The sequence below is a fragment of the Pedobacter sp. MR22-3 genome (assembly GCF_026240075.1).
Lineage (GTDB): Bacteria > Bacteroidota > Bacteroidia > Sphingobacteriales > Sphingobacteriaceae > Pedobacter.
In genome coordinates, this window is record NZ_JAPIVF010000005.1 from 59,699 (window position 1) to 73,395 (window position 13,697).

Consider the following 13,697-nt stretch of genomic DNA (forward strand, 5'->3'; position numbering starts at 1 on the left):
GTTATCTCGTCAATAAAACAATAATATCATGTTTGAAGAAAGATTAGAATTAATTTCGGGAAGTAAAATATTGCTTCATGTTGAAGACAAAAAAGAAGCAGCATTAGATTGGATAGACGAAAATAAATCATCTATTGATCAGTACCTGTCTAAAAATGGAGCCTTACTGATTCGTGGATTGGCTATCTGGAATGGAGATGAATTTGGCGGCATCCTGGCCAGGCTCTTCGGTGAAGAACTGAATAAATATACTTATCGCTCCACACCAAGAACCGAACTTGGTAAAAATGTATACACAGCGACTGAATACCATAAATCTGAGGTCATCCCTCAGCATAACGAAGTTTCCTATTCAAATTCCTGGCCGATGAGAATTGGTTTTTTATGTTTAAAACCTGCTGATTATAAAGGTAATACACCGATTTCAGATAGCAGATTGGCTTATCAAATGATACCAAAAGAAATCAAAGACGAATTTGAAAAGAAAAAAGTGATGTATGTACGAAACTACTCAAAGATTGATTTGCCATGGCAGGAAGTTTTTCAAACCGAGGACAAGAATGATGTGGAACATTATTGTGAAAATAATAATTTATTTTATGAATGGCTACCCAATGGGGTATTGAGAACCAGACAAATCAATCAAGCTTCCATGTTACATCCCGGTAGCGGGGAAATGGTCTGGTTCAATCAGGCACACCTCTTTCACATTAGCAATCTGGATGAGGAAATAGCAGAAGGGCTGATCGCTCTTTTGGGGGACGAAAACATACCCCGTAATGCATACTTTGGAGATGGAACACCCATCGACCCTGCTTATTTGTCGCAAATCAGAGCAGTTTATGAATCTACCAAATTTAGTTTTCAATGGCAAAGCAATGATTTGCTCCTGTTGGATAACATGCTGTATACCCATGGCCGTGAGGAGTTTGATGGGACCAGACAGGTACTGGTTGGTATGGCAAGACCTTACACAAATTAAAGCATCCCCCAATAATATCCTTAAGGTCTGATGAATTCCGTTACGAATTATCTCCCTCAATAAACCGTAATCATGTGAAGTTTATGAAAATTAAATTAGAAAGATCGAATGTTCAGACCATCGTTGAGCTTAATATGGTTCAAACGGGAATGTTATATCACTATTTAAAAGATGATAAAGATAATTTATACAATATTCAGTTATCCCTTAAAATTACGGGAGACCTGGATAAAGATCTGCTGTGGGCAGCTTTTAAGCATGTTCAGTCTCAGAATGAGGTATTGAGGTCGGTATTCCGCTGGGAAGAAACCAATAAACCTATCCAAATCATATTAAAGGAGTATAACCTGGATTTATTATTCCTGGATCTATCTGAAAGAGCTAACCTGGATCAGGCTGATTTAGAAGAGGTATTCGCTGATAAGTTTGAAAGGTTTGACCTGACTGTTTTGCCTCTGAAAATCAGGCTGATCAAATTCAAAGAAGATACACATTTGCTGGTGATTACTTTTCACCATATTTTATATGATGGCTGGAGTAATGCGATCCTGCTTAAGGAATTATTTCAAACTTATAAAGCCTTAACATCCGGACAAAATCCCGGGCCCTCGTTAAAACCGGCTTATGCTAAGGTTCAGACGCAGATCATAAAGGACACCAGCTCTCCTGATAAGGAGTTTTTTTGGAAAGAATACCTTAAAGAAGTTAAACCTATTATCGCTTTTAACCAGTTTAATCAGCACCAACATTTCTCAAATAGCGTCTCCAGGCTTCACATTGTTCCTGAGCTTGGCAGTCTGGAAGGTTTTGTGAAGGAAAACAAAATCACTAAGGCGGCGATCATCTATGCGGCGTATGCTGTTATTCTAAAAATTTATAATGGCAATAATGATGTGGTTTTCGGAACCACAGTTTCCAATAGAAATCCATCTGTCAGCGGTATCGAAAATATAATGGGAAATTTCATCACCACTATCCCACTTAGGGTAGGTATTGATGAGCAGATGACAAATATTGAATTTGTTCAGGCAGTGAACCAGGATGTTCTTGACCGGAATAAATTTCATAATTCTTCATTATATGAAATCAATAAACTTATTGACATTCCTGCAAATATCCAGCTTTTTGATTCTGTAGTAGGAATTGAAAATTATCCCCTGGAGGATCATTTGATTAATTCTGTTGAAGGATTGAATATTGAATTCGATGACATTTATGAGAATACGCATGTGCCATTGGTGGTACTGGCTTTTTTTAAGCATAACCTGGAACTCACCTTCAATTATAAGTCAGATATCATCAGTAAGGAAGTGATACAATCTTTCTCTAAACTGTTGATCGAAATTATAGATAAGGTCATTCAAACTCCCAATCAGAAGGTTGCTGATTTAATCCTGGAGCTGAACTCAGATATAGAATTTTTAATAAATAGATTTAATCAGACAAGTAAGCCGTTCCCTGAAAAAAAGACTATTATTGATTTATTTGAAGAGAATGTTTATGACAGAGCCGGAAAAAAAGGATTGGTTTTTAATGAGGTTCAGCTTAGTATTGAAGAGCTAAACCGCAAAGCCAATCAACTGGCATATGGCCTGATCAGTGAGGGGGTTTGTCAGGGAGATCTGGTTGTCCTGATGCTGGAGCCATCGGTTGAAATGGTTATTGGAATATTAGGGGTATTAAAGTCCGGTGCGGCCTATCTACCGCTTGATCCAGATTTTCCACGCGATCGGATTTCTAATATTTGTAAACAATCTGGTGCTAGATTAATGGTATCGAGGTCTGGTAAAACTGCCGCTGATCTGCCTCTGGATAATATTGATCTGGATTTGTTTGTTTATGACAATTATGCTTTAGAGAATCTCAACTTAACGATTAATCCAGATGATAGTGCTTATGTAATTTTTACTTCCGGAACCACTGGTTCACCAAAAGGCGTAACAATTTCCCATAAGAATCTGGTCAATTATTGTTGCTGGCTGAAGGATTTTGTGGATTTTGGTGCCGATGAAAAAACAGTTCTGGCAACTTCTTATGCTTTTGACCTTGGGTATACTGTTCTTTTTCCTTCGTTAATATTTGGTGCAGAATTACACTTGTTGCCAAAACATAAGCTCCAGAATACGAATAATTTTCTGAATTATATAGATCAGCATAAAATCTCATTTTTAAAACTCACACCCTCTTTATATGCTACATTATGTGAAAATCAAATGTTTTATAAAGCAAACTCCCTTCGTGTCATCGTTTTAGGAGGTGAACTTATCCGGATACCTGATCTTGAAAAAACTTTTGAAACTTTTGAGAACATTAAGGTGGTCAATCATTACGGCCCTACTGAAACCACTATTGGCTCCATTGCAAGATTAATCGATATCAATAACTTTTATAATTTTAAAATGTCACCCTCATTAGGTGTGCCTGTCAGCAATACCAAATGCTTTATCCTCAATGAATCCCTGGAACTGGTTCCATTAGGTGCAATAGGTGAACTATATATTGCGGGAGCAGGACTAAGTAAAGGATATTTTAATAAAGAAGAGCTGACTGCTGAAAAATTCCTTCCCAGTCGTTTTCTGCACTGGGAGCTGATGTATAAAACAGGTGATTTGTGTAAATTCCTGTCTAATGGGGAGATCCAGTTTATCGGTAGGGTAGACCATCAGGTCAAAATCAGAGGATACAGAGTAGAAACACTGGAAATCAAAAACTGTATTGACCAATTTACCGGAATTCAGGATTCATTGGTCATCAGCAATAAATTAAAAGAAGATCCTTATTTAGTTTCTTATGTCGTTTCTGAGAACAAAATTGACTTCAAAAAGCTAAAGGAGTATCTGATTGAAAAATTGCCGGAGTATATGATTCCCCTTTATTTTATCCAGATCGCGGAGATTCCCTTAACCCTGAATGGCAAAATAGATTTGAGTAAACTCCCCGAGCCAGAGGTTGTTTCTGAACATGAGGTGATCCCGCCGGCAGATGAAATGGAAAAAATATTACTGGGAATATGGGAAGAGGTGCTTGGACAAGACAACATCAGTACTGACCGTAATTTTTTTGAAATTGGCGGTGATTCATTAAAACTTATAAAAGTAAATACAAGGATCATCCAGCGATTAAACTGTAAAGTTCAGATCACTGACTTTTTTGAATATCCGACAATTCAGAAGTTTGGTAAACTGATTCATTCCCTGAAGAATAATACGTCCGGTTCTGCCGAAGCTGAAATTAAGGAAGAGCCTGCCTCAGTTACTAATGTTTCTGAACAGGAGATCAATGATACCGATATCGCCATCATTGGGATGGCTGTAAATTTACCAGGCGCGGATCACATCGGGACTTATTGGAATAACCTGAGAACAGGTAAAGATTCCATCACGCGTTCATTTGATGAAGTTTCCGGAGAAGCAATTATCCGGGCAAAAGGGAAGATCAACGACACCGATTTATTTGAGGCTTCCTTTTTCAATTATACTCCTGAAGAAGCCGCAACAATGGACCCGCAAATGCGGATGTTTCATGAATGCTGCTGGCTGGCGTTAGAAAATTCGGGATATAATCCCTTTATTTATGAGGGACTGATTGGCCTGTATGGTGGTGCCTCTCATAACCCTCTGTATAATGTTGCTGTCAATTCAGATACCCAAAATAACTGGATGGATCAATGGCAGGATTATATATATTCCACAAAGGATTTTTTATGCCCAAGGATATCTTATAAACTGAATCTTAAAGGACCTAGTATTAATATTTCTACCGCTTGTTCAACCTCTCTGGTTGCCGTAGATATTGCCTGTATTGATCTGATTACAGAAAAATGTGATATAGCCCTGGCAGGGGGAGTATCGCTTACTTTCCATGACGACGATGGCTATAGCTATAAGAAAGGAATGATCTTGTCGCCAGATGGATTTTGTCGCGCTTTTGATAAAGATGCAGCCGGAACCGTAGGTGGCAACGGAATGGGAGTTGTTGTCTTAAAGAAACTTAAAAAAGCGTTATCCGATGGCGATTATATCCATGCCATCATTAAAGGTTCTGCCAGGAATAATGATGGAGCTGATAAAATTGGGTTTATGGCTCCGAGTATCGAAGGACAGACCAATGTGATTAAATCTGCACTAAAATCGGCAAAAGTTTCACCGGAAACCATCAGCTATATTGAAGCACATGGAACCGGGACGATACTTGGAGACCCTATAGAATTTAAAGGTTTGAAAATGGCCTATGCATCTGATCATAAAAATCACTGTGCCCTGGGCTCTGTTAAAACGAATATCGGTCATTTGAATGCTGCTTCTGGAATCGCCGGACTGATCAAAGTTGTTTTAGCGCTTCAACATAAACAGATCCCGGCAAGTCTGAATTTTAGTGAACCTAACGCAAATATGGATCTGGAAAATAGTCCTTTTTTCATAAATACAGCGTTGATGGATTGGAAATCTACAGGAAAACGAAGGGCTGGTGTCAGTTCTTTTGGAATCGGAGGAACAAATGCACATGTAATTTTGGAAGAAGCGCCGGACTTTCTTCACGGCAAGGTACCCTATCCTCAAAATGTCTTACTTTTAAGTGGAAAAACCAATAGGTCTTTACAGCATAACATCGCCAATTTGAAAGGTTTCCTGGAAGGAAATTCAAGTTTCAGCCTTTCTGATATTGCGTATACCCTGAGCATAGGAAGAGCCCATTTTAATTACCGCGCGGCCCTTACCTGTAATTCTGTTACAGAAGCTATAAATAAACTCTCCATGTTGTTGGATCATCCTCAAAGTATAGCCTCAGCTGCTCTTGGCCATCAAAATATGGTGTTTATGTTTCCGGGACAGGGGGCACAGTATTTAAATATGTGCAATGATCTTTATCAAAAGTTGCCGGTGTTCAGACAAATTGCAGATGAGTGTTTTTCTTTTGTTAAAGAGCGGTTCAATAAAGATTTGAAAGCTGTCATTTTTGCTGAAGACAATAGCGCAGAGGCGGGAAGATTACATGAAACTGAATTTACCCAGCCTTTATTGTTCATTGTAGAATTTGCACTGGCCAAAACGATGATAGGCTGGGGAATAAATCCGGATATCATGATCGGCCATAGTGTTGGAGAATATGTTGCTGCATGTATCAGTAAGGTTTTCAGCCTGGAAGATGCGTTGACTTTGGTGGTTAAGCGTGGGGAACTCATGCAAAATCTCCCTTCAGGTACCATGTTAAGCATAAACATTTCCAGAAAAGAACTGAATGTATTGCTACAAAACCAGGTCAGCATATCAATAGCGGCTGTAAATACCGAAAATTCCACTGTCGTTTCTGGAAGAACTGAGGATATTCTTGGCTTTAAGGACTTTTTAGAGAAAGAAGGTTATGCCTGTAAAATCATAAAGTGTTCACATGCATTTCATTCCTATATGATGGATGCGATGCTGGATGACTTTAGGAATATTTTCTCAGCTGTAAAAATAAATAGTCATACTTTGCCCTTTATATCCAACCTGAATGGTCAGCCCGTAATTGATTCAGAAATATCAACTCCTGATTATTGGGTGAAACATCTGAGAAATACGGTCGAGTTTTCGCTGGGTATTAACTTTTTACTGGAGAATTATTCGAATTCAAAATTTCTTGAAGTTGGGCCTGGGAAGACTTTGAGCTCCTATCTTCGAACTTATATTCCAAAAACAAATCCACAAGTCGTTCTGAATGTCATCCATCATCAATATGAAAGTATTGATGATATGGAACACTTGTTCTCTGTTTTGGGTACTTTGTGGTCGCATAAAACTGAAATTAAATGGTCAAATGTTTATCAGAACGAATTCAGGAAAAGAGTGCCACTGCCTGGTTATTCATTTGACAGGTCAAAGGTTAAAAATCGTGAGATTAAAGCACTGAAAAGCGATGCAAATCATTCTGCTGAATTGGTCCGTAGCCATGAAGTATCGGATTGGTTTTATACCAATGGTTGGAAAAAAAGCAGTCTGATTAATGAAACAGGGAGTGAATATCATCAGATGACCAATCTGGTATTTGCCGATAGTGAAAAGTTGTGCGCTCCCTTAAAAGAGAAGCTGGATTTAGTGGATAAAAACACCATTTACGTGAGAAGGGGAGCTTTTTTTTCCAAAGTATCAGCAATAGAATATATCATTAGAGCGGATGCTGAATCAGATTTTGTTTTATTGGTAAATAGTTTAGTTGCGAGTGGAATCTATCCGGATCGGTTAATCTACTGTTGGACGGTAGATCAATACGACCAACAGAACAGCTCAAATGATGAATTCGTCAATTTGTATGATGTAACTCTTTTGGGGGTGTTAAATATTTTTAAGGCTTATGTTTTTCAAAACGGGGTACCATTTAAGCAATTTGTGTTATTTACCAATGATTTGCAGTCCATCTCTGGTGCTGAGGAAACTGTGTTGGATAGGGTTCCGGTCCTGGGCTTATTGAGAAGCCTGTCACAGGAATATCCAACAATGCGCAGCCTGCATATTGATATTAGTCTTTCAGATCATCTGAAAATTGAGGCATTGTTTAAAGAGATTGCACATATTGGTACGGAGCATGAAATTGCATTTAGAAATTCGATCAGATGGGTAAGACATTATGAGAAAGTTGACCGGTTAAAACTGATTGATCATTCCAGTCAGTTTTCAGGTAAAGTATTCTTAATAACTGGTGGTTTGGGCGATCTGGGATTTCACCTGGCTAAATACCTGATGAAGGAATATGATGCCAGAATTATATTAACGGGTAGAACAGATCTTAGTTCGACATCCGAAGAAAGTGTTGCCCTTAAGCTTTCCAAATTAGAAAGTTTACAAAAGGAAGGAAATGTGGTATACTATGCCTGCGATATTGCAGATCTTGAACAAACTATTGCAATTTCGGCGGATATTACTTCAAAGTATGGGCCGATTAATGGGATCATACATGCTGCGGGAATCATCAGCGGTAATTCTAAAAATTTGCTTACCGAATTGGAGAAGGACGATTTTGTAGTCCAGTTTGAATCCAAGATAAAAGGTATAAAAGTGTTGAAAGAAGTCTTCGGTTCAAGGGAATTGGACTTCTGTTTAATATCATCTTCCATATCTACCATTTTGGGGGGAATAGGTTTCGCCGCTTATTCTTCTGCAAATATCTATATGGATTATTTTGTAAATTACCATAAAGACAGGTCGGAATTGCAGAACTGGCTTTCGGTAAATTTTGATGGACTGAGTTTAAACTCAGATCATGGGGATGGAATTCATGGAAACGAGATTGGATTAACGTTTGAATACCTCACTTCCCTTTTAATGTTGAACCAGGTCTCGGTTTCTGTTGCAGACCTGAATAAAAGGATTAATACCTGGGTAAACAGACCTGTTGAAGACATTTCTGTTTCAGAAGAAACCGGAGAAGAAAAAAGACCTGTCAAAAGGCTTGTGTCTCTGGGTGAAACCGAAACTGAAATTATTAACATCTGGAAAGTCTTCTTTGGTACCGAGGAGGTTGGTGTATACGATGATTTTTTTGATTTGGGTGGTGACTCACTTAAAGCTTTAACTATGATTTCCAATCTGTATAAGGCTTTTGGCGTAAAGTTATCTATTCGTGACTTATTTAACAATCCAACTATATTAGAAATCAGTAAGCTTTTAGAAACAGCGTCTCGTCAGCAGGATCAGCTGAAACAAGAGTTTTTGCCGATAACAAACGCGGCGATAAAGCCATTTTATAAATCTACCTCGGTTCAAAAGCGCTTGTATTTTCTCTTTCGGCTAGAGAAAGAATCAATTGCATATAACATGCCTTTCTGTGTTAAATTAACTGGAGTACTGGATCTAATCAGGCTGGAAAATGCCATTGTTGAGTTGATCCACAGACATGAAAATCTCCGGACAACTTTTATCATGCGGGGTGATGAACCTGTTCAGGTGATATCAGATCAGTTCGACTTTAAGCTGGAGTATGTGGTCGCTGATCCGGTGGAACATCCTGAGCTTATCACAGATTTTATACGTCCGTTTGACCTTGGTGTCGGACCTTTAATCCGCGGCAGGTTGATATCAATAGGGCCGGGTGAGCATATTCTGCTGATGGATATGCACCATATTATTACGGATGCAGTCTCCCGTGGTATCCTGATCCGGGATTTTATGTCTTTTTACAATGGCGAAAGCTTACCTGCCCTGCGTTTACAATATAAAGACTATTCTGAATGGCAGTTCGGAGATCAACAAGAGGAAATTCTTTCCCAAAAAGAGTTTTGGCAAAATGAATTCTCTGAACTCCCTCCTGTTCTGGAATTGCCATATGATTTTGGCAGGCCTGCAATGAAACAGAGCAAAGGTGGAACGATGCGGTTTGAAATTGGTACCTCAGAAACCAGAAAGCTCAAAACAATGGCTGAATCAGAGAAAACGACCATGTTTATGGTAATGTTTTCCGTGTACACCATATTGCTTAGTAAACTTGGAGGCCAGGAGGATATTGTTGTTGGTGTTCCCATTTCAGGAAGAAATCATCCTGATCTGGAATCAGTGATGGGTATGTTTGTGAATACACTTCCTATGCGTAGTTCTCTTCCTGGGAATGTGACTTATCTTGAATATCTCCTCCAACTTAAGGCCAGGACATTGTTAAGTTTTGATCACCAATCTTATCCTTATGAAGTATTGCTGGATGAACTAAAAGTTGTCCGTGATGTAAGTCGTAACCCTCTGTTTGATGTGATGTTCTCTTATGAGAATTTTGAAGAAGTAAGCCTGGAAATTCCGGGACTTCAACTGAGCAGTTATCCGATTAAACATGAGGTATCTAAACTTGATCTTTCCTTAATTGTGAAGGAAGAGGATGATAAACTGTATTTAAACCTGGAGTATTCGACGGCATTATTTACGAATGAAACGATCATGCGTTTTGCAGATTACGTGCAGAAAATTGTTTTGGAAATAATAGAAAATAAAAATAAATGCCTTTCAGAGATTCAGATGTTATCAGATAAAGAGCAACATCAATTATTAAACGTATACAATGATACGGCATCTGATTTTCCAAAGACTAAAACGCTCATCGATTTGTTTGAAGAGCAGGTGCAAAAGACTCCGGATCATAAAGCTTTGATTTTAAACGATCAATTTATGACTTACCAGGAATTAAATGTCAGGTCTAACCAATTGGCGAGGCATTTGGTACACCATGGAGTAGTAAGGGGCAGCATAGTTGGATTGATGTTGGACAGGTCTTTCGAGATGATCATTTCAATTATCGCAGTGATGAAAGCTGGGGGAAGTTATTTGCCTCTAGATCAATCGATGGGAGTTGTACGTATAGAAAATATCATTAAAGAAAGCCAAGCTTTCGCATTGTTAACCATGCCTAACAGTGAGAAAGACAACTTATATAATATCCTTGTATTTAATCCTTCTGGTGCAGAGACGAGCGGGTATGATGGTCATAACTTAAATATGGCCATTGCTCCCACTGATCCAGCATATGTTTTATATACTTCAGGCTCTACAGGTATACCTAAAGGGGTCATTGTGGAACATCGTTCTGTAATTAATCTAATATGTGGACAAACCAAAAGGTACCAAATAAATGAGGAGGATCGCGTTCTGCAATTTTCGACTATTTCTTTTGATGCCTCTGTTGAACAGGTCTGGTTATCCTTAATGAATGGAATCCCATTAGTACTGATTCCAAAAGACATTATATTAAATAACCGATTATTTTCTGAATATCTGATTAAACATCGGGTAAGTTATCTTGCAGCTACCCCATCCTTTTTAGAGAGTATAGAATTGCCCTCAGGAAATAGCCTGAAACACATTATCTCAGGTGGCGAAGAATGTAAAATTCAACTGGCGCAACGGTTATGTAATGATTATAATTTTTATAATGCTTACGGACCTACAGAAGCTACAGTTGCTAGTATGCAATATCAGGTAAAACCTGAAGATCTGGGAACGGATAAACTGCCAATTGGAAAACCGCTTAATAATACACAGGTTTATATATTGGGCAAACATGCTGAATTATTACCAAAAGGATGTATAGGTGAACTATATATCTCAGGAAGTGGCTTGAGCAGGGGATACCTTCATGATGCATTGCTGACAAATGATAAATTTATCAGTAATCCATTTCGGCTTGGACAACTTATGTATAAAACAGGAGACCTTGTCCGTTGGCGTAAAGATGGAAAAATGGAATTCCTGGGCAGGATTGACAATCAGATTAAGTTGAGAGGCTTTAGAATTGAATTGGGAGATATTGTAAGCCATCTTCTGGCGAAAAAGGAAATCAGGAAAGCCGTAGTGATTGATAAAGAGAGAAATGGAGAAAAATATTTGGTTGCCTATTATGTCTCAGATGAGGAGATTGAATCTTCAAAGCTAAAGCAATTTTTGATGGGCAGGTTACCTGAGTATATGGTTCCATCTGTATTCCAACATCTCCAAGAAATTCCGCTAAATTCTAATGGAAAGGTTGAAAGAAAAGCACTGCCGGAACCGGTACACAATGACATAGTCGATTTTATAGCGCCATCCAGTAAACAGCAGGTTGAACTCATTAAAATTTGGGCTGATATTCTCAACCTTAAAGTCAATGAAATAGGTACTAATACTAACTTTTTTGACATGGGAGGGAACTCTTTGAAAATGATTCGTATGGTTAGCGAAATTAACAAGCATTTCAATATAGAAATCCCTGTTACCAAGCTATTTGAACTCCCGATGATTCATTTGTTATCCGATTATATTGCGAGTGTTTTAAATCCTAAAGTAATTACCGATGGCGATGTTGATGACTCTGATTTTCAGCAATTTAGTTCGACTTTAAATTTGATTAACAGGCAGGAGGATTAATTGCTTGTATGCGAAGAGGTCGTTCTGAGCCCCCTTATTAAAATATAAACTTATTAAACTTGATTGTGCAATGAAAATTTTAGGAATTAAGCTAACTCATGATGGTGCCCTGGCTCTAATTGAAAATGGTAAACTGGTCTTTTCAATTGAGATGGAAAAAATTGACAATTATCCAAGGTACTCCAGCTTTTGTATTGATATGCCAAAAATAGAAGAAATTTTAAAGACTTATGGTTATCAGTTTGATGAAATGGACAGTGTTGTGGTAGATGGGTGGGACACCTGGGATCCGGCATTGATCTTATCAGGCCATGTTGATAAAGCAAAATATTTATCTATTCGCTCTTATGGTACTGAGAAGTTTAAATTTTATGAACTTGCAGGTTACGGGCGTATGGTTACTCCTGAAGAAAATATTCTGGAAAGACAAAAATTTAAGACAGTGGGAGCGGAACTGGCTTATGTTAGCTATCAACATGTTTCCAGTCATATTTTCGGGGCTTACTGTACAAGTCCATTTGCCAAAAACAAGGAAGACTCTTTCATTTTAGTATGGGATGGAGGCATGCCACCTCAATTATTCTATTTTGTTTATCCTGAAAAAAGGGTAAGAAATCTAGGCTATTTATTTCCATTAGTAGGTTATTTATATATCAATTTTGCCCAGGCATTTGCTCCTTTCAATACACTCAGAAAAGATCTGTCTATCGCAGGTAAAATGATGGCGTATATCGCCATAGGAAAATTTGAGCGAGGGCTGCTTGACAAATTAAGGAATATCTATACCGGGTTACTTGATGAGGTTAAAGAAATCGATATGGATATAGACCTTATGGCTATCCTGACGGAAACTTTTATTAAAGAAGCTAAGCAACTGAGTCGGGTGGAAAATATAAGTCAAGATGATATGCTCACCACCTTTCATTTTTTTGTACAGGAGCTTTTATTAGAAACACTTAAAGACAAACTGAAAGACTTTTCTGACCTGACACCTAACCTTTGTTTCGCTGGAGGAAGTGCTTTAAATATTAAATGGAATAGTAACATTAGAAATTCAGGATTATTCAATGACATCTGGGTACCTCCATTCCCAAATGATTCGGGAAGTGCAATTGGTACGGCTTGTTGCGAGATGATTGAAAAAGACGACATTATCTCTCTGGATTGGACTGTTTACTGTGGACCAGCCCTAGTCGATAAACCTTTTGAAAATCAGGACTATGCTGTTTCTGATTGTAACCTTGAAGAACTGGCGTATATCCTTCACAAATATAATGAACCAGTTGTCTATTTAAATGGTTTTGCTGAATCAGGTCCACGTTCTCTGGGGAATCGCAGCATTCTTGCGGCGCCTGTTAGTGGAGCTATGAAAAGCAAGATTAATGTGATGAAAGGGAGGGAAAATTACAGACCGGTAGCACCTATTTGTATAGAAGCCGCCGCTCCTTCTATTTTTTATCCGGGCTCAGCAGATCCGTATATGCTATTTGAACATAAAGTAAAAGATAGCTGGGTAGATAAAATTCCTGCCATTATTCATCTTGATGGTACTGCCAGATTACAAACGGTAAATGCTGCCCAAAATCCGGAGATATATCAGCTTCTTTCTTATTATGAAAAATTAAGTGGTGTCCCTCTGTTATGCAATACGAGTGCTAATCTTAATGGAAGCGGCTTTTTTGCTGATGTTAAAAGTGTAATGGATTGGGGAAAAGCTGTCTTTATCTGGAATGAGGGTAAACTCTATACGCATAAGAAACATGAACATTATAAATCGCGTTCTGAGGCCTTAGCACTTGATCCAAACGCCTTGGGTCATCTTTAATCATGTTGCCCTTGACAGTTATAACATGCTTTAA

The 13,697-nt window shown here is 38.3% G+C and carries 3 protein-coding genes; all 3 read left to right on the forward strand.

The features are described 5' to 3' along the window. Positions 1-28 precede the first annotated feature (28 nt). The 3 genes from OQ267_RS12970 (at position 29) to OQ267_RS12980 (ending at position 13,663) form a co-directional block, all read left to right on the forward strand. Positions 29-982 carry a TauD/TfdA family dioxygenase gene (locus OQ267_RS12970; RefSeq protein WP_265836244.1) on the forward strand — a complete coding sequence of 318 codons (954 nt, stop codon included), beginning with the start codon at positions 29-31 and terminating at the stop codon, positions 980-982. Between the two features lie 83 nt (positions 983-1,065). Beyond that, positions 1,066-11,838, forward strand: coding sequence for a hybrid non-ribosomal peptide synthetase/type I polyketide synthase (locus tag OQ267_RS12975; protein WP_265836245.1), 10,773 nt, complete (start codon positions 1,066-1,068; stop codon positions 11,836-11,838). Positions 11,839-11,908: 70 nt separating this feature from the next. After that, positions 11,909-13,663: a carbamoyltransferase N-terminal domain-containing protein gene (locus OQ267_RS12980; RefSeq protein WP_265836246.1), complete on the forward strand. Its 1,755-nt coding sequence runs from the start codon at positions 11,909-11,911 to the stop codon at positions 13,661-13,663. Positions 13,664-13,697: the final 34 nt, after the last annotated feature.

Coding starts and splice junctions, on each gene's coding strand:
- OQ267_RS12970 (WP_265836244.1), top strand. CDS start 29: ATGTTTGAAGAAAGATTAGAATTAATTTCGGGAAGTAAAATATTGCTT.
- OQ267_RS12975 (WP_265836245.1), top strand. CDS start 1,066: ATGAAAATTAAATTAGAAAGATCGAATGTTCAGACCATCGTTGAGCTT.
- OQ267_RS12980 (WP_265836246.1), top strand. CDS start 11,909: ATGAAAATTTTAGGAATTAAGCTAACTCATGATGGTGCCCTGGCTCTA.